Source organism: Amycolatopsis sp. NPDC058278, from assembly GCF_042881395.1.
Classification (GTDB): Bacteria; Actinomycetota; Actinomycetes; order Mycobacteriales; family Pseudonocardiaceae; genus Amycolatopsis.
On sequence record NZ_JBHVXZ010000049.1, the window covers coordinates 1 to 21,043 of the forward strand.

18 protein-coding genes are annotated in these 21,043 nt (G+C 72.5%); 10 read left to right on the forward strand and 8 right to left on the reverse strand.

Annotated elements, in window-relative coordinates:
• Positions 1 to 16: 16 nt before the first annotated feature.
• Positions 17 to 406 carry an alpha/beta fold hydrolase gene (locus ACFVYA_RS24865; RefSeq protein WP_387048379.1) on the forward strand — a complete coding sequence of 130 codons (390 nt, stop codon included), beginning with the start codon at positions 17 to 19 and terminating at the stop codon, positions 404 to 406.
• Here the strand turns inward: ACFVYA_RS24865 and ACFVYA_RS24870 are convergent.
• A complete protein-coding gene (locus ACFVYA_RS24870; RefSeq protein WP_387048381.1) occupies positions 384 to 989 on the reverse strand; it encodes a hypothetical protein in 606 nt (201 codons plus the stop codon). The genes ACFVYA_RS24865 and ACFVYA_RS24870 overlap by 23 nt on opposite strands.
• Before the next feature lie 107 nt (positions 990 to 1,096).
• Positions 1,097 to 2,866: a hypothetical protein gene (locus ACFVYA_RS24875; protein WP_387048294.1), complete on the reverse strand. Its 1,770-nt coding sequence runs from the start codon at positions 2,864 to 2,866 to the stop codon at positions 1,097 to 1,099.
• Between the two features lie 226 nt (positions 2,867 to 3,092).
• Here ACFVYA_RS24875 and ACFVYA_RS24880 point away from each other — a divergent pair, with 226 nt between their 5' ends.
• From ACFVYA_RS24880 to ACFVYA_RS24905, 6 genes are all read left to right on the forward strand, one after another.
• On the forward strand, positions 3,093 to 4,295 hold the full coding sequence (locus ACFVYA_RS24880) for a hypothetical protein (protein ID WP_387048296.1): 1,203 nt from the start codon (positions 3,093 to 3,095) through the stop codon (positions 4,293 to 4,295).
• A gap of 106 nt (positions 4,296 to 4,401) precedes the next feature.
• On the forward strand, positions 4,402 to 5,601 hold the full coding sequence (locus tag ACFVYA_RS24885; RefSeq protein ID WP_387048298.1) for a hypothetical protein: 1,200 nt from the start codon (positions 4,402 to 4,404) through the stop codon (positions 5,599 to 5,601).
• Between the two features lies 1 nt (position 5,602).
• A complete protein-coding gene (locus ACFVYA_RS24890; RefSeq protein WP_387048299.1) occupies positions 5,603 to 8,011 on the forward strand; it encodes a glycosyltransferase in 2,409 nt (802 codons plus the stop codon).
• Positions 8,008 to 9,291 (forward strand): hypothetical protein, encoded by a 1,284-nt coding sequence (locus ACFVYA_RS24895; protein WP_387048300.1) that lies wholly within the window; start codon positions 8,008 to 8,010, stop codon positions 9,289 to 9,291. The genes ACFVYA_RS24890 and ACFVYA_RS24895 overlap by 4 nt, the downstream gene beginning before the upstream one ends.
• A 25-nt stretch (positions 9,292 to 9,316) precedes the next feature.
• On the forward strand, positions 9,317 to 10,450 hold the full coding sequence (locus tag ACFVYA_RS24900) for a hypothetical protein (RefSeq protein WP_387048302.1): 1,134 nt from the start codon (positions 9,317 to 9,319) through the stop codon (positions 10,448 to 10,450).
• Positions 10,447 to 12,801, forward strand: coding sequence for a glycosyltransferase (locus ACFVYA_RS24905; protein WP_387048304.1), 2,355 nt, complete (start codon positions 10,447 to 10,449; stop codon positions 12,799 to 12,801). Before ACFVYA_RS24900 ends, ACFVYA_RS24905 begins: the two co-directional genes overlap by 4 nt.
• On the opposite strand, the gene ACFVYA_RS24910 is transcribed toward ACFVYA_RS24905, so the two are convergent.
• From ACFVYA_RS24910 to ACFVYA_RS24930, 5 genes are all read right to left on the reverse strand, one after another.
• The gene (locus ACFVYA_RS24910; RefSeq protein WP_387048306.1) at positions 12,795 to 13,715 is read right to left on the reverse strand and encodes an FkbM family methyltransferase; all 921 of its coding nucleotides are present in this window, start codon (positions 13,713 to 13,715) and stop codon (positions 12,795 to 12,797) included. The genes ACFVYA_RS24905 and ACFVYA_RS24910 overlap by 7 nt on opposite strands.
• Positions 13,712 to 14,707, reverse strand: a complete 996-nt coding sequence (gmd, locus tag ACFVYA_RS24915; protein ID WP_285987599.1) for a GDP-mannose 4,6-dehydratase — start codon at positions 14,705 to 14,707, stop codon at positions 13,712 to 13,714. The genes ACFVYA_RS24910 and gmd overlap by 4 nt, the downstream gene beginning before the upstream one ends.
• Positions 14,708 to 14,911: 204 nt before the next feature.
• On the reverse strand, positions 14,912 to 15,580 hold the full coding sequence (locus tag ACFVYA_RS24920) for a response regulator (RefSeq protein WP_387048308.1): 669 nt from the start codon (positions 15,578 to 15,580) through the stop codon (positions 14,912 to 14,914).
• On the reverse strand, positions 15,577 to 16,683 hold the full coding sequence (locus ACFVYA_RS24925) for a sensor histidine kinase (protein WP_387048310.1): 1,107 nt from the start codon (positions 16,681 to 16,683) through the stop codon (positions 15,577 to 15,579). Before ACFVYA_RS24925 ends, ACFVYA_RS24920 begins: the two co-directional genes overlap by 4 nt.
• A gap of 66 nt (positions 16,684 to 16,749) precedes the next feature.
• A complete protein-coding gene (locus tag ACFVYA_RS24930; protein WP_285987597.1) occupies positions 16,750 to 17,583 on the reverse strand; it encodes a helix-turn-helix transcriptional regulator in 834 nt (277 codons plus the stop codon).
• Between the two features lie 101 nt (positions 17,584 to 17,684).
• On the opposite strand from ACFVYA_RS24930, the gene ACFVYA_RS24935 reads away from it, so the two are divergent.
• A complete protein-coding gene (locus ACFVYA_RS24935; RefSeq protein ID WP_387048311.1) occupies positions 17,685 to 19,109 on the forward strand; it encodes an MFS transporter in 1,425 nt (474 codons plus the stop codon).
• On the opposite strand, the gene ACFVYA_RS24940 is transcribed toward ACFVYA_RS24935, so the two are convergent.
• On the reverse strand, positions 19,075 to 19,377 hold the full coding sequence (locus ACFVYA_RS24940) for a helix-turn-helix domain-containing protein (protein WP_387048313.1): 303 nt from the start codon (positions 19,375 to 19,377) through the stop codon (positions 19,075 to 19,077). The two genes, ACFVYA_RS24935 and ACFVYA_RS24940, sit on opposite strands and share 35 nt — an antisense overlap.
• Before the next feature lie 228 nt (positions 19,378 to 19,605).
• On the opposite strand from ACFVYA_RS24940, the gene ACFVYA_RS24945 reads away from it, so the two are divergent.
• Both ACFVYA_RS24945 and ACFVYA_RS24950 read left to right on the forward strand, forming a co-directional pair.
• Positions 19,606 to 20,130, forward strand: a complete 525-nt coding sequence (locus ACFVYA_RS24945) for an RNA polymerase sigma factor (RefSeq protein ID WP_387048315.1) — start codon at positions 19,606 to 19,608, stop codon at positions 20,128 to 20,130.
• Complete coding sequence (locus tag ACFVYA_RS24950; RefSeq protein ID WP_387048317.1) at positions 20,123 to 20,998, forward strand: VOC family protein; 876 nt, start codon at positions 20,123 to 20,125, stop codon at positions 20,996 to 20,998. Before ACFVYA_RS24945 ends, ACFVYA_RS24950 begins: the two co-directional genes overlap by 8 nt.
• Positions 20,999 to 21,043: the final 45 nt, after the last annotated feature.

Genomic DNA, 21,043 nt, shown 5'->3' on the forward strand with positions numbered 1-21,043 from the left:
TTCGTCGTCCGGGGGGGTGGGGGGGTGGGGGCGGGGGTCCTGGGCCGGGGGGGCGCGGGGGCGGGGTCCCTCCCCCCCGGGCCCCGCCACCGCCGGGGTGCGGGAGGAGTTCGTGCGGCCCCTCTTCGCCCAGGACTTCGACGACGGCACGTACGCCGCGGCCGCCGGCCGCCTCACCCGCCAGAACGAGGCGGTGTTCGGCCGGCCGGCGACCCGGGCGGCGTGGCGGGAAGTCCCGTCGACCTACGTCGTCTGCGGCGAGGACCGCGCGACGCTGCCCGAGACCCAGCGGGCCCAGGCGGCGCGCGCCACCGACGTCGTCGAACTGCCGGTGGCGCACCACCCCTTCGTCACCCGGCCGGACCTGGTGGCCGGGGTGCTGCTCAGGCCGCGTCCCAGAGGGTGAGGAACGCCGAAGCCTCGCTGCGGGCCCACGGCCGCAGCCGGGCCCGGTCCCGGGCGGAGAGCTGGTACTCCTTTCCCCGGCGGACGTCGATCACCAGCGCCTCGCCGCCGGGCAGGATGTCGGGCATCGCCTGCTCCAGCACCCACAGCGCGAGCTGCGCCGACGCCTTCGCCAACGGCTCCTCCTTGAAGTAGAGCCAGGTCGCGTACCGGCTGCCGTCGCTTTTGCGCAGCCCCATCTGCGGGCTGACGCCGATCTCGAGCTCACCGATCCGGCACCGGCCGCGCCCCACTTCGACCAGCCTCGGCGACTTGCGGCCGAGGTACCGCAGCCAGCCCTCGGCGATCGCCGCGTAGTGCGGTTTCGTCCGCTCGTCGGCGGCGTTGACGAGCGCGCGCAGCGCCACCTCGTCCTGATTCGCCGCCCGGCCGGAGCGCACCGCGTTGGCCGCCCGCCGGTAGTAGTTGAACGCCGCCCTCGCCGGATCTTCGTACTGGCGGCGCTGCCGTCGGACGAACGACGACCGCGACGGCCCGTTACTCGCGCTGTAGCCCACGAATGTGGACAGGGTGATGTAGGCCATGGCCCTGCCTTCCTCCATCACGCCACCCGCGGACGCGGGCGGCATCTCCCCTGGACAACGCCCATTTTAGAACATATGTACGACAGTTTCCGGGGCCTGACGGGTGACTAGCGCAGGGTGAAGGTGACGAGGTCCGCCGATTCGGAACGGGTGAGCGGCAGCCCGTCGAGCGGCCGGGTCAGCGCCGCCTCGTACGGCGTGCCGGCGGCGCCGACCTTCAGCACCAGCACCTGCTGGATGCCGTACTTCCGCAGCACGTCGACGCTGTGCGCGTCCGGGAAGGTCGTGGCCGCGGTGATGATCTCGCCGTACTGCGGTGGCAGGAGCCCGTTGTGGCCGTTCGCCAGCGGAGGGAAGCCGTCGGTCGACCAGAACTGGTAGACGAACTCGCTGAACGGCGCGACGTCCTGGCTGATCGGCAGGATCAGCGCCGGCTTCGGGTCGTGCTCGAAGGCCTTGGCGACGTCCGGCGGGATGCCCGGCGGCGAGGGGTGGGGCTGGTCGGGGACACCCTCGAGCAACGCGAACAGCAGGGGCACCACGAGCAGGGCCTGGAGGAAGCGGCCCTGGTCGTAGGTCGTGTCGCGGGTGCGCAGCCACTCGGCCGCGCGGGTGAGCGCGCCGGCGGCCAGCACGGCCAGCAGCAGGAGCACCCAGAGCATCAGGCGGCCGGGCGTGCGCAGGGCGTCCCAGCCGGGGAGGTACCGCCACAGCACGTAGTAGGTGTAGTCGCCGCCGAAGAACTCCGAGCCGAGGGCGAACACCGTCACCACGACGGTCGCGACGGCGAGGCCCACCCGGGCCCGGACCGACCAGACGCTGAAGAACAGCCCCGCGAGCGCGACGAGCAGCAACGCCAGCCCGGGGAAGAGGAGCTTCTCGGACGCGCCCGGCAGCGAGACCCAAGCCGGGTCGGCGAAGGTGCCGCTCCACAGGTTGAACGGGCCCTTCTGCCAGAGCCACGTCGAGTCGGGCGCGGCCAGCAGGCCCTGCGGCGGCGGCGAGTAGAGCTGCACCTCCTTCCAGGCGCGGGTGAAGCCGTACTCGTCGACCACTCGGCGGTAGGGGATGGTCATCAGGTACGTGACGGCGAGGAAGACCACGACACCGGCCCCGTCGGCCACGGCCAGCCGCGTGCCGAACCGCGGCCACCGGCGCACGGCGGTGATCAGGACGACCAGGCCGACCACGCCGAGCAGGTAGATGAACGGCATGCCCACCGCGAAGCCGAGCGTGACCTGCCACGCCGCCACCGCCCAGCCGACGAACGCCCACCACGGCCTCGACAGCTCCGGGCGCCGGCCGTGCCGCAGCGAATAGCCGTGCCCGCGGGCGATCGCGAAGAGCGCCAGCGCGATCCCGCCCGCCGACAGGATGTTGAGGTGGCTGGCGTGGGTCAGCCGCCAGGGCGCCCAGGCGAACGCGGTTCCGGCGAGGGCGGCCGCCTGCCAGTTGCCGCCGAGCTGCCGGATGAGGACGTACGCCCCGGCGAAGGCGAGCGCGAAGGACAGCAGGAAGACGGCGTTGTACCGCATGATCGCCGCGTACGGGCCGTCGCCGAACAGCCCCAGCGGCAGGTAACCGAGCAGGGAGTCCGAAAAGGCGTAGCTGTCGGGGGCCGGGTACAGGGTGTTGCCCGTCCACAAAGCACCGCCGGACGTCACGAAGTGGTGCTGCCACGCCAGTTGCCAGGCCTGCAGGAGCGGGTCGCCCAGGTCGCCGGTGACCAACGACTTGGGGTGCAGCACGACGGGGTAGTTGAACAGCCCCGAAATGACGAACCCGGCGAGCACGGCGAGCAGGCCCTCACGGGCCTTCGGTGTCGGGCGCAGACGGCTGAGCGCTCGCTGCGGCCTGGGTGGTGCTTCGGTGCTCAAGTGGGCTCCCCTCGGAACGCCGGCCCGGCTTCTCTCCCACCGCCGTGACCAGGGCAGCCGGACCCTACCGGACCGTCGGCGCCGCCCCGCCCCGACGTGTTCGCGGCGAAGGACTCCCGAAACGGCGGCACTTGCGCTACGTTGCCGATCAACCTCAAACCGCAACCTCGCAGGTCGGCCGTACGTGCCAGACTGATGCCCCGAACGGCTGGATGGGGGTCGAAGGATGAGCTGGCAGGAAGATCTGCGTCGACTCGACGCGGACCTGGCGGCCGGCCGGATCGAACCGGCCGCGCACCGGAAACAGCGTGACGAGCTGCTGGCGCAGGCGTCGGGCTCGACCGTGCCCTCCCCCGTCGCTTCCCCGCTCCGGCGCCCGGCCGCTTGGCACAGCACCAATCCCGCCAATCCCGCCGGCACCGCCAATCCCGCCGGCACCGAGAACGCCGCCGACGCCACGCTTCCCGCCGTCCAGCCGGTCGACCCGCGGACGGCGCCGCCGCAGCGCACCTACCCGCCGTCGTCCGGCCAGCTCCCGCGGCCCCCGCACCCGGCGCCGCCGTGGCAGCGGACCGACTCGGGCTCGCAGAAAACGCTCTCCCACCCGGTCGTGCCGCCCGTCCCCGACCACCTCACCACCGCCCCCAGTCCCGCCGACATCGTCCCGACCCGGTACCTGCAGGTCGAAGGACGCGGGCAGGGCGGCCAGGTCAGCCGGTTCCCGGAGGTCTGGCCCACCGGCGACCGGCCCGAGCCGCCCCGGCCGGAGGAGAACCCGGAAACGGCGGGCCGCCACCGCGACGGCGACGGCTCGCGGCGGCGGCCCACCTGGTTGTTCGTGGCCGCCGGCGTGCTGGTGGTGGTGGCGATGGTCGTCGCCGCGACCCAGTGGCTGGGTTCCGGCACGGACACCGCGCCCCAGGCCGGGCCCCCGGCCGACGCACCGTCGACCGCGGCCGGCACGCGCGCGGACCCGCTCGAGGAGCGGTTGCCCGCACTCCCCGGCGTCGCCAACCCGAACAACTCGACGATGTCCGTGGCGAAGGGCCGCGACCTGGGGCTCTACCTGCCGAAGACGGCGGAGCTGTTCACCGGCAACGGTGCCACACAGGTGATCTTCCGCGGATCCGGCGACGGCGCCGTCTCGTACCTGGTCGTGGTGGTGCCGACGACGAGCGCCGCCAACGCGCAGTCCGTCGTCGAAACCTTGTACCAGCAGGCGCTGGACGCCGGGTTCAAGCCGGTCCAGTCGGGGGTCCGGACGGTGTCCGGCAACGACGGCACGAAGTTCCTGAACACCACCTGGTACGGCTCGGGCAACAACGTCGTCATCGTCGGGACCGCCCAGCCCTACCACAGCCAGCTGGGGCTGAGCGGCGAGCAGGACCGGGCCGTGAAGGCGTTCGAAGACGTGCTGCCGGCGGGCTGAGCAGCAGGTCACGAATCGACCCTCTGGACCTCGGCGAAGGACCCTGAGTGCACAATGATGCGTGAGCCGGCTCGGCTGGCAACCGCTGACGAGAAGGGGGCCGGGTTTGTCCTGGCAGGAGGAACTGCGCCGGTTGGACGAAGAGCTGGCCGCTGGCCAGATTTCGGCGGACGACTACCGGGTGCGCCGGGACAGTGTCCTGTCCGCGGCAGTCAACGCCGACCCCCAGGCGGCGCCGGCGGGCAATCAGGCGGAGAGCACGCAGATCATCGCGCCGGTGACCCCGCCCCCCGGGCAGCCGCAGGCGGGCGCGGGCCCGTCGGCCGACCAGACCCAGATCGTGAACGGCTCGTTCGGCGACGCCGAACGCACGCAGGCGGTCAGCCAGGCCGGAGCGCCGCAGGGATGGGCGCCCGCGGGCCAGGGTGACGCCGAGCGGACCCAGGTCGTGCCCGGCGTTCCCCCGCAGTCGGTCGGCGGCGCGTTCCGGCCGCAGGGCCAGGGTTCCGGCGGGTTCCCGGCCCAGCAGCCGCAGTACCATCCCCCGCAGGGCCAGCAGCTGCCGTGGAACGTGCCGAGCCAGGACACCAGCACGCCGTGGGGCGGCTCGGAATTCCCGGCCGACACCAACTGGGTCGGCCAGGGCCCCGAGCCGTCGTTCGAGACGACGTCCCGGAAGGGCGGCAGCAAGAAGGTCGTCGCGATCATCGTCGCCGTGGTCGTCCTCGCCGGTCTCGGTGTCGGTGGCTACTTCCTGTTCTCCGGCAACGGCTCCGGCAACCCGACGCCGCCGGTCGCCTCGTCCTCCGGCCCGGCACCGACCCAGCCGAAGCCGAAGGACGACCGGGAGATCGCGAAGCTGCCGGGCACCGTGCAGTGGAACACCGACTTCCCGACCTTCGACGATCTGAAGGCGGCGAAGGTCCTCACCGACGAGGAGTACGACGCCCTCTCCGGCGCGAACCCGACCGTGTCCCGCGGATCGGCGTCGACGCTGCCCTCCGGGGCGACGGTCGTGGTCATGACCGTCAAGACCTCCGGCAGCTCCGCCGCGAGCGACGCGGTCGACAAGCTGGTCAACCTGCAGGCGAAGTACAAGCTGACGAAGTACACCGGCACCACGCCGCCCGGCGTCGAGGTGATGCAGCTCGTCCGCGAAGACGGCAAGGCGCTCGTGCGCGCGCACTACGTGCACAAGCAGACCGTCGTCCGGGTGCACGTGGACGGCGGCGACATGACCAGCGTGTCGCAGGTGTTCGACGAAATCCTCGCGAAGCAGCTGGTCGAGCTGCCCGCCAACGGCTGACATGTCGGGTCCCCGTCCCGGGCAGCCGGGGCCCCGGTCGGCCGCCTGCACCGTCGTCACCCGGGATCGGCTGGCGGCGGCCGAGGTGCTCGCCGCTTCCTACCGCGCCCACCACCCGGGGCACGACTTCGTCTTGCTGGTCGCCGACGGCGACACCGCGGCCGGCGACCTGGGCCTCGACCCCGACGAGTACTTCCGGCTGGTCACCTGCCACGCCGGTGCGGACCTCGCCGACGTCCTGCGCCCGCTGCTGCTCGCGAAGCTGCTCGACCGCTTCGACGTGGTCGTTCTGCTCGACCCGGAGGTCGAGGTCCACGCGCCGTTCGAGGACGTGACCCGGCTCGCGGGCGACCACGGCCTGGTCGCCGCCGCGGCCCTGCTCGCCCCGTTGCCGCAGGACGGCCTCGAACCCGAAGACGTGCCCGGCGTGTTCGACGGCTTCCTCGCCGCCGGGCAGGCCGCGCGGCCGTTCCTCGAGCACTGGGCCGGGCACGCCCGCCGCCGTCCGCCGCACCGGACCGGCGCCGACCGGGGGTGGCCCGAACTCGCGACCGGTCCGTTCGACCTGTTCGTCGTGCGCGACCCCGGGCTCGCGGTCGGCTACTGGAACCTGCACGAACGGCGCCTGGCCGGCGACCCGCCGACCGTGTCCGGGCGGCCGCTGCGGTTCTTCGCCTTCCGCGGCTTCGACCCCGAACGGCCGTGGCTGCTGACCGGCGACTGCCCCGAGCGGCCGCGCGTGCGGCTGTCCACCGAACCGGTCCTGCGCCGCCTGTGCGAGGCGTACCGCGACCGCCTCGGCCCGGCGGAGCCCGCCGAGAACCGGTTCGCCACCCTGCCGGACGGCTCGCCGCTGACCGTCCAAATGCGACAGCCCTACCACGAGGCGTGGCTCCGCGCCGAGCGTGCGCGCCACGCCCCCGATCCGCTCGACGTCGTCGACGGCAAGCTCCCGCCCCACCCCTTCGGCGACGACGGCGGCCGCGCGTTCCGCCAGTGGCTGGCCGAACCCGCGTCCCCGATCGACGCCGCCACCGGGCTGACCCGGCTGGCGGCCGCGGTGTGGCTCTCCCGGGTCGACCTCCAGGCGGTGTTCCCGCACCCGCGCGGTGCGAACGCCGACGGCTTCCGGCAGTGGTGCGCGACCCACGGCGTCCGGGAAGGACTGCTGCCGTCGTGGGCCCTGCCGGCTGCCCCGCCCCCGCCGGTCCCGCCGGTCGACGACTTCGGCGTCAACGTCGTCGGGTACCTGACGGCCGGGCTCGGGCTCGGCGAGATGGCCCGGGTCGTGCGGCGGGCGATCGCGGCCGCGGGGGTGCCGACGGTGTCGGTCGTCGAAGAGCACTCGCTGGCCGGCTCGGTCCACACCGGCCTCGCCACCCCGGACGACGTGGATGCGCCGCGGTTCGGCGTCAGCCTGCTGACGGTGAACTCCGACTTCACCCGGCTGATCCTCGACAGCCACCCGGACGCCGGCGCCGGCCGCTACCGGATCGGCCTGTGGGCATGGGAACTGGAAGACTTCCCCGCCGCGATGCATGACGGGTTCGCCCTGGTCGACGAGATCTGGACGCCGAGCGAGTTCGCGACGAGGGCGATCGCCGCGCACTCCCCCGTCCCGGTCCGGACCATTCCCGTGCCGGTGCCCGATCCGGGCCCGGTGGCGCGCGAGCCGGGTGCCACGACGCAATTCCTGTTCATCTTCGACTTCAACTCCACCGGTGGCCGGAAGAACCCCTGGGGAGTGGTCGACGCGTTCCGCCGCGCCTTCCCGGGCCGCGACGACGTCCGGCTGGTGCTCAAGGCCACCAGCGGGCACCGCAACACCCCGGCGGTCGAGCGGCTGCGCCGGGCGATCGGCGACGACCCGCGGATCGAGCTGGTGGAGCGGTACCTCACCGCCGCCGAACTCGACGACCTGTATGCCGGGACCGATGCCTACGTGTCACTCCACCGCAGCGAAGGGTTCGGGCTCACGGTCGCGGAGGCGATGGTCAGGGGGTTGCCGGTGATCGCGACGGACTACTCGAGCACGACCGAGTTCTTCGGGCCCGGGCACGGCTGGCCGATCCCGTGCACGATGACCGACGTCGGCCCGGGCTGGCCGCCCTACCACCCCGGCGGGCGCTGGGCCGAGCCCGACCTCGACGCCGCCGCGGCCGCGATGCGCGCCGTCGCGGACGACCCGGCCGAAGCCCGCCGGCGCGGCCAGGCGGCCCGCGAGCACGTACTGCGGACCCGGTCGACCGACGCGGCCGCGTCGTGGATGCGGGACCGGCTGGCTTCGGCGCACCGGACGTGGCTGGCCCGCCGGGCCCCCGAACCGCCGCGGCACCCGCTGGTCGCCCACGCCCGTCGCCTGCTGCGCCCGGTGCGGGCCGCGGCCCGCAAGTTCCGGGTGGCACCGTGACCACCACCGGACGAGGTCCCCGGCCGGCGCTGCCGCCGGTCTACGAGGCGTTCCTCCCGCGCGAACACGCCTTGTACCGGCCGCGGCACGGCCGCAGCCAGCTCGTCGCGCTGATCTGCGCGATCGTCTTCCTCGCGACGCCCGCCTTCTCGGCCGTGCTCGGTGCGCGCCCGAGCCAGTTCGAAAACCGGGCACTGACGCCGTTCCCGAGCTTCGGGCAGGGCTGGTCGTTCTTCCCGCAGTTCACCCAGTGGGCGACCGACCACCTGGTGTTCCGCGAGCAGGCGGTGCACGCGGCCGACGGCATCAGCCGGGGCGTTTTCGGCGAGCCGCCCCCGCTGAACCAGGAGAACCAGCAGAACCCGCTCCAGGTCCCGGTGCCGCCCACGAACGGCCCGAAGTACGACCGGCGGCAGTTCCCCAACGTGATCGAGGGCAAGGACGGCTGGCTGTACCTGGGCGACGAGGTCACCAGCCACTGCGTGCAGGCGTCGAACCTCGACACGACGTTCGCCCAGCTGCGCAGCTTCCGCGACGGCATCGAGGCGTCGGGACGGCAGCTGGTCGTGGTGGTCGCGCCGGACAAGGTGGGCATGGTCCCCCAGCACCTGCCGGGCAACTACCTGGGCAAGGACTGCCACGACGCGATCGAAGGCGACTTCTGGCGCCGCGTCGACGCCGAGAACTTCATGATCGACCCGCGCCGTCCCATCCAGGACTGGGCGAACCGCAAGGGCGCGCCGGTGTACGGGCCGCAGGACGCGCACTGGAACGACGAAGGCGCGATCAGCGCGGTGCGAGCCGTCCTGGAGAAGCTGCGGCCGGGCATCAGCGCGGGCTGGCGGATCCAGCCCAAGGAGGACTGGCAGGTGCCGGCCGACCTGCCGCCGCTGATCGGCCGGACCGGGCAGACCGAAGGCACCCACTACGCGCTCATGCCGGACGGCAAGACCGATCTGACGCGGCCGATGCCCGGCGACTACATCCCGCCGGTGCACACCGACACCGCCACCGGCGAAGGCACCTACGGCCTGCGGACGGCCTGGCTCGGGGACTCGTTCACCATCCGCGCCCTGCCGTACCTGGCCGCGACCTTCCGCGACCTGACCGCCCTGCACACCAGCACGGCCGACCACGACGGCGGCGCCGCGGCCGCGGACCTGCTGCAGCGCAGCGATGTCGTCGTCATCGAGCTCGCCGAGCGCGGGCTCGTCGTCGGCTCGGTTTCGATGCTGTCGCCGAACGTCCAGCAGAACATCTTCACCAAGCTCGCCCGCTGACCGCACCGACCCGGGGGAACGACGAATGGCTCCTGACCGCCTGGCCGCCGCACTGGCTCGCCTCGACGAACACCGCGAGCTGCACCTGCCGCTGCGCCGGACCGACCTGCTCGGCCGGCTGGCCCTCCGGTTCCTCTGGAAGCGCCAGGTCAAGTGGCAGGTCGAGGCCAACCTCGCCGTCCGGGACGCGCTGGTCGAAGTGCAGGAGCTGGTCCGCGCGCACCACGAGCAGCTGGGTGAAGCCGGCGGTCACGGCGTGGTCCGCGTCGACCAGCTGGCCCGCGAACTCGACCAGCTCCGGCAGCAGGACCAGACGTTGACGGCCGGGCTGAACCAGCGGCTGTACTCCGGTCTTGGCCGGCTCGAATCCCAGCTCAGCGACCTGCGGCTGCAGCAGGCCGAGCAGGGCGAAGCCGAGACGGACGCCGAGCAGCGCCTGAAGTCGCTGGAGGCCCAGGTCGCGGCCCTGACCTCGGCGGCGACCGACGTCCGGCTGCGGCACGCCCAGCTGGACGTGGCGCTCGACCGGATCCGCGCCGGGCAGCCGGTGCCCGAGGTCGCCCCGGCGGTCGCCGACCGCGAATCGTTCCTCGAGCTCGCGCTTTCGGAGCTGCTCGACGGCCCGGCCGACCAGGTCCGGGCCGCCCGCCGGGCCCACCTGCCGCTCCTTTCGGCAGCGCGGGAAGCCGGCGCGACCGGTCCGGTCTTCGACGCCGCCCCCGCTCGCGGGGAGTGGCTCGAGGTGCTGCGGTCCGCCGGCCTGCCGTACCGGGCCGCGTCGGACAACTCGCTCGTCCGGCAGCACTGCGCGGGACTCGGCCTCGACGTCGAACCGGCGGAGCCGCTCACGGCGCTGGCCGGGGTGCCGCCTCGCTCGCTGGGCGCGGTCACCGCGTTCCGGTTCGCCGAACGGCTGACGCCCGGTGCCTTCGCCCGCTTCGCCGACCTGGCCGCGACGGCGCTCCAGCCGGGCGGGGTGCTCCTCGTCGAGCTGCCGGGCGACGGCGAAGCCGGGCTGGACCCGTTCGCCTGCCCTCCGCTCCAGCCGATCTACCTGCGGTTCGTCGCCGAGTCGGCGGGCTTCGGCGACGTCGAGGTCCGGCCGTCGGAGCCGGCAGGCGGGCTCGGCGAACGCCGCTGCCTGATCGCCCGCCGATGACGGGCTCTCGCGCGCACGTCGCGATGTGGACGCCGCTGCCCCCGCAGACCAGCGGCATCGCCGACTACAGCTACCGGCTGCTCGCCGCGCTGGCCGAGCTCACCGACGTCGTCGCGGTGACCGACGGTCCCGGGGCCCGCTCGCCCCGCGGTGTGCCGATCGTCGGCCGGGACGAAGTCCAGGCCGACCTGCACATCTACCACATGGGCAACCACGCGGGCGTCCACGAGTGGATCTACCGGCGTGCCCTCGCCGTGCCCGGCCTGGTCGTCCTGCACGACCCGTCGCTGCTGGACTTCCACAACGGGATCTTCGGCGGCTTCCACACGTCCGAATTCGAAGCCGAAGTGCGCTACGCCCACGGCCCGATCCACGGCCGCAAGGACGATCCCGCCCTGCTGCACGGCATGCCCGTGCTCGAGGTCGACGGCGTGCCGACCCTGGACCGCGGGACGCTGACGATGGAACGCCGGCTCGTGACGGCCAGCCGTGGCGTGCTGGTGCACGACCCGCACACGGCGGAGTTCCTGACCGCGCGCTACCCGGGCGTCCCGGTGTTCCCGGTGCCGCTCGGCGCGACCCTGCTCGACACCGCCCGGCGGGACGAGATCCGGACCGGCCTCGGCTGGACCGACGACCAGGTCGTGTTCGGCGTGTTCGGTGGCCTGGGCGGGCACAAGCGGGTGCCGGCCGCGGTGCTGGCCTTCGGTGAGCTGCGCCGCCGCTGGCCGAACGCCCGGATGATCATCGCCGGGCACGCCGCCACCCCGGCCCTGCTGGCCGACCTGCGCCGGACCATCGAGCAGACCGGCGCCGCCGCGTCGGTGCACCTCGAGCTGTCCCCGGACGAGGACCGGTTCGACGAGCTGATCCTCGCCTCGGACGCCGTGATCAGCTTGCGCTGGCCGACGGCGGGCGAGACCAGCGCGACGATGATGCAGGCACTCGGCGCCGGGCGCGCGGTGATCACGAGCGACCTGCCGCAGCACCGGCACTTCGACCCGGCGTTCTGCTTCACCGTGCCCACCGATCCGATCGGCGAGGCGAAGGGGCTGTACCGGATCCTCGAACGCGGGATGTCCTGGCCGGAGGAGCTGCGCGCGGCGGGTGAGCTGGCCCGCAAGTGGGCGGCCGACCACGCGGACTGGCCGATCGCGGCGCGGGGGTACGCGGCCGCGGTCGAAGGGACGCTGTCGGCGCCGAAGCCGTCCTCGCCTCCCGAACGGCACGGCGTCAACGTGTTCGCCGACGTCCGGGCCACCACGGGGCTGGCGGAATCCGCGCGGCGGCTGACCAAGGTGCTCGCCGCGTCGGGCACCGGGCTGACGCTGACCGAGGTCGACAGCCACGCGCCCTACCGCACGGTCCCGGTCCCGCCGGAGCTCGCCGGGCTGCGGCGCGGCAAGGAGTTCGACGTCGACCTGTGGCTGCTCAACGTCAACGAGTGGCAGCTGATCCCCGAGCACGCGCTGGACCGCTACACGATCGGGCTGTGGGCGTGGGAACTGCCGTCACCCCCGGTCCAGGCGCGCCCGCACCTGCCGGGGATCGACGAGCTGTGGGTGGTCTCGTCGTTCGTCGCGGACGCCTTCCGCACCATCACGGACAAGCCGATCACGGTCGTGCCCAACGTCGTGCCATTGGCTCCGGACGCGGCCGGCGACCGGGCGCGGTTCGGCCTGCCCGAGGACGGCCTGATCGTGCTGTTCACCTTCAGCGCGTCGTCGAGCGACGCCCGGAAGAACCCGTGGGCGGTGATCGAGGCGTTCCGGCGGGCGTTCCCGGCCGGTGACCGCGGCACGCGGGCCCACCTGGTGCTCAAGGCGAACAACCTGGAGCTGTTCCCGAAGCTGGACGCGTCGCTGAGCGAAGCGGTCGCCGGGGTCGGCGGCACGCTGCTCCGGCGCGAGATGTCCCGCGCCGACATGGACACCCTGCTGGCGACGTGCGACGTGTACGCGTCCTTGCACCGCTCGGAAGGCTTCGGGCTCGGCATGGCCGAAGCGATGGCCATGGGCAAGGCCGTGGTGGCGACCGGCTTCGGGGGCAACACGGACTTCATGCCACCGGGCTCGGCCGCGGTGGTCGGCTACGACGTCCGGCCCATCGCCGCCGGCGACCACCGGTACGGCGGTGCCGGCTTCGGCGACTGGTACCCCGTGGGCCAGCTGTGGGCGGAACCGGACATCGACCAGGCCGCCCGCTGGCTGCGGACGCTCGCCGGCTCGCCGCGGCTGCGCGCGGAGATGGGGCGTCGCGCGGTCCGGGCGATCGAGGCATGGTCCGGTCCGGAAGCCGTCGGCCGGATCGTGACGGCCAGGCTCGCCCAGCTGGCCCGGGAGCGTCACTGACGCTGCTGGTCCTCCAGCTCGGCGACCCGGTGTTCCAGGGCGGCGGCCCGGCGCCGGGTCTCCTCGGCGGTGCGGCGCGCCCGCTCCAGCTCGCACCGCGCCTCGTCCAGCTGCTCGCCCAGCTCGGCGTGGGACCGCTGCACCCGCGTCACGGTCTCCTCGAGCCGGCGGATGTACCCGACCTCACCCGGCCGGGCGGCTTCCGAGGCGGCGAACTGCGCACGCAGCCGAGCCACCGCATACGGCTCGAAGTCGTCGAAGACGTTGGCCGGCGCCGAGAGCAGCTTCAAGCAGTCGGCGTCGTCGGCCTGGCGGTAGAAGCGGTTGAGCCCGTCGAACAACGCGCACCGGTAGCCGGCGTCGAGGAGCATCGGCTCCCACTCGCCGTGGGTCGGCGTCGGCGAGCCGGGCGCGGTCGCCTCGACCACGAGCACGCGCGGGCGGTGCCGCCGCCAGTCCGCGCCCTCGATCACCGCGCGTTCGGCGCCCTCGACGTCGATCTTGAGGAAGTCGATTTCGCCCGGGTGCGCGTCGAACAGCGCGGCCAGCGTCGTGACCTCGACCTCGACCGTGCGGACCTGCCAATCCCGGTCGTCGCGGTAGCGGACGGCCAGGTCGTCGTCGAGCGTCGACCAGCCCCACTCCTCCTCGACGACGTGCAGCTTCGCCGTTCCGGGCGTGGCCCCGACGGCGACCTGCAGGGTGCGGTCGCCGGGCCGGGCTTCCCGCAGCTCGCGGGCCTTGTCCGGGATCGGCTCGACGTTGATCCCCCGCCAGCCGCGGTCGTAGAAGTGCTTGGTGACCGAGGCGACCACCGGGTCGCCCGCCCCGAGGTCGACGTAGCGACCGGTTTCCTGCCCGGCGAAGACCCGGGCCAGGACGACGTCCTCCGCGTTCTGCGCGTAGGAGATCACGGGAGGGAGATCCCGGCCTTCGTGGCTTCGAGCCGCAGGTCGTGGTCGACCATCATGGTGACCAGGTCCTCGAAGCCGACCTCGGGCTTCCAGCCGAGTTCGGTGTGGGCCTTGGTGGCGTCGCCGACCAGGAGGTCGACCTCGGCGGGGCGGAAGAACCGCGGGTCCTGCTCGACGAACCGCTCCCAGTCGTCGAAGCCCGCGTGCTTGAACGCGAGGTCGACGAAGTTGCGGACGCTGTGCGTGCGGCCGGTCGCGACGACGTAGTCCTGCGGCTCGTCCTGCTGCAGCATCTGCCACATGGCACGGACGTAGTCGCCGGCGAAGCCCCAGTCGCGCCGCGGGTCGAGGTTGCCCAGCACCAGCTTTTCCTGCAGCCCCAGCTTGATCCGCGCGACGGCGTTGGTCACCTTGCGGGTGACGAACTCGATGCCGCGGCGGGGGCTCTCGTGGTTGAAGAGGATGCCCGAGCAGGCGAACAGGCCGTAGCTGTCGCGGTAGTTCACGGTGATGTCGTGCCCGAACACCTTCGCGACGCCGTAGGGCGAGCGCGGGTAGAACGGCGTGGCCTCGGTCTGCGGCGACTCGCGGACCTTGCCGAACATCTCGGAACTGGACGCCTGGTAGAAGCGGATGGGGTTGTTCTGGCTACCGCCGACCATCCGGACGGCGTCGAGCAGGCGCAGCACGCCGAGCCCGGTGACGTTCGCGGTGAGTTCGGCCTGCTTGAAGCTCAGGGCGACGAAGGAGATGGCGCCGAGGTTGTAGACCTCGTCCGGCTGCACCTGCTCCAGGACCCCGACCAGGCTGGACAGGTCCTGCAGGTCGCCCTCGACGATCTCGACGAACGGGTACCCCGCGCGGATCATGTCGATCCGGGGATTGTTCTGCCCCTTGACCAGGCCGAAGACCTCGTACTGCTTCTCGTGGAGGAGCTCGGCGAGGTATTGGCCATCTTGACCGGTGATACCGGTGATCAACGCACGACGCACCCGCTGAGGATAGCCGGGTGACCACGCGGCGGAGCAGGTTAGCCCGAAGGTGTGACTTCCGCCGTGTCGGTGAACGCCGTCCCCCTCCCGGACGCCCTCTGAGCAGAGCATCGGCCGGGAGAGGAGGCGCCGTGATCTGGATCGGCCTGGTCGGCGTCCTCGCCGTCGTGTTCCTGGTGCGGGCGGTCCGCGTGGTGCGCCGGGTCAGGCGGGGCGACGCGGTGTGACGAGCCCGGACTCGTAGGCCAGCACCACCAGCTGGGCGCGGTCGCGCGCGCCGATCTTCGTCATGATGCGGCTGACGTGGGTACGAGCCGTCGCCGTCGAAATCACCAGGTGGGCGGCGATTTCGTCGTTCGACATCCCGCCCGCCACCAGGCCGAGCACCTCGCGCTCGCGGTCGGTAATCTCCCGGACGGCGCTGGTGTCGATGCGCCGGTTTTCGGGGCGGCCGACGAACTCCTGGATCAGCCGGCGCGTGACGGTCGGCGCCAGCAGCGCTTCGCCGTCGGCGACGACCCGCAGCGCGCGCAGCAGCTCGACCGGTTCGGTGTCCTTCAGCAGGAACCCGCTGGCGCCCGCGCGCAGGGCTTCGTAGACGTACTCGTCGACGTCGAACGTGGTCAGGACCAGCACCTTCGTTCCGGCGAGGTCCGGGTTCGCGGTGATCCGGCGGGTGGCTTCGAGGCCGTCGACGCCGGGCATCCGCACGTCCATCACGACGATGTCGGGGTGGTGCTCGATCGCTCCGGCGACCGCTTGCTCGCCGTCACCGGCCTCGCCGACCACCTCGAAGCCGTCTTCGGTCTCCAGCAGCACGCGGAACCCGGCGCGGACCAGGACCTGGTCGTCGGCCAGCAGGACGCGGATCATGCTTCCCCCTCGATCGGTAGCTCGACGCACACTTCGAAGCCGCCGTCGACCGGCCCGGCGGTGCACCGGCCGCCGAGCGCCGCGGCGCGTTCGCGCATACCCCGGAGGCCGTGGCCCGGGGCCGGCTGGGCGGTGCCGCGGCCGTCGTCGCGGACCCGCAACGTGAAGGCCCCCGGTTGCCGCTCGAACCGGACGTCGACGCGGTGGGGCTGGTCGGCGTGCCGGACGACGTTGGTCAGCGACTCCTGCAGGATCCGGTAGGCGGCTGCGTCGACGGGTGCTGGGAGGTCGCCCGCTTCGCCGTGGACGCCGACCGCGAGCCCGGCGTCGCGGGCGTGGTCCAGCAGCTCGCCGGCTTGGGCGAGGCTCGGCGCGGGCGCCTTGTCCTCCCCCGAACGCAGCACGGCCAGGGTCGCGCGCAGGTCCTTGAGCGCGGACGCGCTGGCCGCCTTGATGTTCAGCAGCGCCTCTTTCGCCTGCTCGGGCCGCCGGTCGGCGACGTGTGCGGCAACCCCCGCCTGGACGTTGATCATCGCGAGGCTGTGCGCGACGACGTCGTGCACCTCACGGGCGATGCGCAGCCGTTCCTGCTCCGCGAGCCGGTGCCGGTGTTCGTCGGCCTGCTCGCGCCGGGCGGCGAGCGCGTCGAGCTGGTAGCGGACGGCGGTGCCGACGCCGATCACGGCGGTCAGCCAGACGACGAGGAAAGCGGCCCCGGTTTCCAACGCGAAAGACCTGGTCGTGATGACGTGCACGACGTAGGCGGCGGCGAGCGCCGAGGCACCGGTGACGCCCGCGGTGAGGGGTCCGCGCTGCCGGGTCAGCACGAACAACGCGACGGTCGGTACCAGGATGACCGGCCCACCTGGCAGGCCGGAGGTGTAGTAGCCGAACGCGGAGGCGGACGCGACCAGGAAGAGCGTCAGCGGGAAGCGGTGGACGAGCAGCAGCGTGAGGACGGTCGCGACGAGCCACGCGAAACCGATCGGCGGCAGCGGCGACGCCCCGGGCTGCCACCGCGACGACGCACTGGTCGCCCCGATCACGAAGACCCCGACGACGACGGCGCGCGCCACGCGTCCTGCCCACGGAGGCCTTCTCATCCCGCGAAACTACCTGCCGCGGCCAGGCTGCGCGTCCGTCTCGAAGCGCACTGCGGACGTACGTCGTCAGTCGAACACCAACGGCAGCTTCGCCGCCGTTTCCTCGTCGGCCGGGGTGTAGGTCGACACGGTGATCTCGGACCGGCGGCCGTAGTAGAGGTAGGTGAAGTTGAACTGCAGCAGCCCGACGTCCGGGTGCAGGTACCGCTTGGTGCGGATCGGCTCCGAGTTGACGTCGTGGTGCGGCCACAGCTCGGCGAACAGCGGCGATTCGGCCTTGAGCCGCTTCACCAGCTGCTTCCACGCCGGCTCCGCGACGTGGTCGGCCATCGCCGCGCGGAAGGACGCGATCACGCGCGGGATGTTCGCCTCCCAGTCGAGCATCCGCTTGCGCCACTCGGGGTTGAGCAGGCACTGGACCAGGGTGTTCCGGTCGCCGAACGGGATGGCGTCGACGTCGCCCATCAGCCAGGTGTAGCCGCGGTTGTAGGCCAGCAGGTCGCAGCGGGCGTTGCGGACCGCGACCGGGTACGGCTCGAGCTTCTTCAGCATCAGCTCCATCGCCGGCGTGATGACCTGGCAGTCTTTTTCGTTCTCCGGTTCGGGCGCGCCGGCCAGCCGGAAGAGGTGGGTGTGCTCGTGCGGGTCGAGCCGCAACGTGCGGGCGATCGCCTGCAGGACCTGCTCGGACGCGTTGATGTCGCGGCCCTGCTCGAGCCACGTGTACCAGGTGACCCCCACGCCGGCGAGCTGCGCGACCTCTTCGCGGCGCAGCCCCGGCGTCCGGCGGCGCCCCATGATCGGGAGGCCGACCTGCTCGGGCGTGATCCGTTCACGCCGGCTCCGCAGGAACCTCGCCAGCTCCTGGCGGCGGAGTTCGGATTCGACAGCGGTGGTCATGGTGCCAGGATGGCACGCCGTCGAACCTGGTACCAGGTAGTGACAGTACCCGGATAAACAACAACTGGTACCAGTTTAAAAGTGGGTCGATCGTAGTACCCATGACCACGACTGAACTTGCGCCGAGCACCCCGGGCGCCCAATTCCGGCCGGGACTGACCCCCGCCGGCCTGGTCACGGTGCTGCTGGGGGCGGCACTGCCGATCATCGACTTCTTCATCGTCAACGTCGCACTCCCGACGATCAACGCCGATCTCCACGCGTCCACCGCGACCCTGGAACTGGTGGTCGCCGCCTACGGCATCGCGTACGCGGTGCTGCTGGTGGTCGGCGGCCGGCTCGGCGACTCGTTCGGCAGGCGGCGGCTGTTCTTCTGGGGCCTCTGGCTGTTCACGCTGACGTCGCTGGCCTGCGGGCTCGCCCCGACGGCCGGCACGCTGGTGGTGGCCCGCGCCGTGCAGGGGGCGGCGTCGGCCCTGCTGCTGCCGCAGGTGCTCTCGATCATCCAGGCGACGACGTCCGGCGAAGAGCGTTCGCGCGCGCTGGGGCTGTTCGGCGCGACCGGCGGCCTCTCGACGGTGGTCGGCCAGCTCCTCGGCGGCGGCCTGGTGGCCGCGGACCTGTTCGGCACCGGCTGGCGGCCGATCTTCCTCGTGAACGTGCCCATCGGCCTGGTGGTGCTCCTGCTGGCCCGCCGCCTGCCGGAGAGCCGCGCGCACAACCCGCTGGGCGTCGACCGCCTCGGCACGCTGCTCCTGGCGGTCACGCTGCTGTCGCTGCTGGTGCCGCTGATGGAAGGCCGGGCACTGGGGTGGCCGGCGTGGACGATCGCGCTGCTGGCCCTGTTCCCCTTTTCCGCCGCGGCCCTGGTCCACGTCGAGCGGCGCCTGGAGCGGACCGGCGGCACGCCGCTGCTGCCGCCGTCGGTGCTGCGCCTGCCGAGCGTCCGGCGCGGGCTGATGGTGGCGATCCCGTTCTTCGGCGCGTTCGGCTCGTTCATGTTCGTCTACGCGATGACGCTGCAGGAAGGCCTGCACTTCGGCCCGCTCGGCGCGGGCCTCGCGCTGACGCCGCTGGCGGTCGCGTACTTCACGGTGTCGATGCTGAGCAGCCGCCTGGTGACCCGCTACGGCCAGAAGGTCGTCCCGGTCGGCGGCGCGATCACGGCGGTGGGCATGGTGGCGCTGCTCTGCACGACGCTGTCCACGTGGCCGCACGTGACGATCCTCGACCTGGCCCCGTCGATGGTGGCGATCGGCGTGGGGAACGCGCTGGCGATGACGACGCTGTTCCGGATCGTGCTGTCCCACGTGCCAACGGACCTGGCCGGGGTGGGGTCCGGCGTGATGACGACCAACCAGCAGACCTCGCTGGCGCTCGGCGTCGCGACGCTGGGGAGCCTGTACGCGGCGCTCTCGGGTTCGCTGGGGAGCCGGGACGCGTTCGCGCTGGTGATCGGCCTGGTGGCGGTGCTGGCGACGATCGTCGCGATCACCGGGCGGCGGCTGCCGGACCCCCGGGTGTGACGGCGGAGAGGAAGGCGGACCACGCGGCCGGCGGCACCTCGAGTGCCCCGGCCGCGGGGGCTTTCGAGTCCCGGGCGGCGGTGGCAGTGCCGGTGAGGAAGTCGTTGTAGCCCGGGATGTACCCCTGCTCGATGCGGCTCAACTTCGACGTCGAGAACCGCAGCGGGCGCCCGGCATCCTCTTGGCTGAGCCCGGCCGCCTCGCGCAGCTTGCGCAGGGTGCGGCCGAGCTGGCGTCGCCGGTAGTTCGGCTTGACCGGCCGGTCCACGGAGCACCGCAGTGATCGGTACCAGGGCTGGACCGTCCGGTACGGGACCGCGTGCGCGCACGACTACCTGTTCCGGAAGCGGGCGCGGCCCGGGACGTTCGTCGTCAGCGTCTACCGGCTCTTCCCGGGACGGCGGGACCACGTTGTCACCGTCCGGGTGAACTGGCCGCCGGAAAAAAGCCGAAGTTCACCCGTCGGAAAAACCGGGCGCCGGACGACTATGGAGGTGTGACGGAACCTCGGGTACGACCGGACCCGGCCTTCGCGCTGCTCGGGTTGTACGAGACGGCCCTGCCGGAGGTCTACGGGTACCTGCTGTCCCGCTGCGGCGACCGCACGCTCGCCGAGGAACTGACGTCGGAGACGTTCCTCGGGGCGGTCGCCGCCTGTCGCAAGGAGTACGCACCTCCAGTGAGCACCGGGTGGCTGATCGGCGTCGCCCGGCACAAGCTCGCCGACCACTGGCGGCGCAAAGAACGTGAGGAACGCGGACTGCGGCTGGTTCACGACAGCGAACCGGACGTCGACGACCCGTGGGACGAGCAGCTCGACGCCCTGCGCGCGAGACAGGTGCTCGAGTCGCTCGGACCGCACCACCGGGCGGCGCTGACCCTGCGTTACGTCGACGGCCTCGGCGTCCCCGAGGTCGCCGGCCACCTGGGGCGCAGCGTGCACGCCACCGAGGCGTTGCTCGTCCGGGCACGTGCCGCGTTCCGGCGCGCTTACGAGCAGAAGGAGGGTCGCGATGCCTGAGCCTTTCGACGCGCTTCGCCGTCCCTCCGCGCGGGTCGCCCCCGACCCGGACTTCGCCGCCGAACTACGCGACAACCTGCGTCGCTTGATCTTGAACGGAGCCGATATGACGACCACTTCAGAAGCACCGGCAACAGCCGCCGAATTGCGTTCGCTGACGCCCTACCTCGCGGTGTCCGATGCGCGGGCCGCCCTCGACTTCTACGTCGAGGTGTTCGGCGCCGTCCGCCGCGGCGAGCCGATCCTCATGGACGACGGCCGCATCGGGCACGCGGAACTGGCCATCGGCGACGCCGTGCTGATGCTCGCCGAGGAGTACCCCGAGATCGGGCACATCGCGCCGGGAGAAGGGGGCGCGTCGGTGCGGGTCGAGGTGCCGGACGTGGACACCAGCGTCAACCGGGCGCTGGAGCTGGGCGCGACGCTGATCCGCGCGGTGAGCGACTCGCCGTACGGCCGGGGCGGCTCGTTCCGCGACCCGTTCGGGCAGCGCTGGCTGGTCTCGCAGGCGACGCCGAAGCCGTCACCGTCCCCCGGCGAGGCCATGTACTTCACGTTCCAGGTACCCGAGGCCGAGCCCGCGAAGTCGTTCTACGGCGCGGTGCTGGGGTGGGAGTTCACCCCGGGCTCGGTCTCGGACGCGTGGTCGTTCTCGGGCCCGGGCCTCGAGGGCGGCCTGTGGGCCGGCGACCGCCAAGTGGGCTGGAAGCTGATGTACGCGGTCGACAACCTCGAAGCGGCGTTGACGCGGGTGCGCGAGCAGGGCGGCCAGGCGGGCGAGGTGGAGAACCACCCGTACGGCACGACGGCCGATTGCACCGACAACCAGGGCATCGAGTTCTGGCTGTGGGAGCGGCCCGGGAAGTGAGGAATCCCATCCGCCGGGCCGCGCGTTCGGGCGCACACTCGAAGC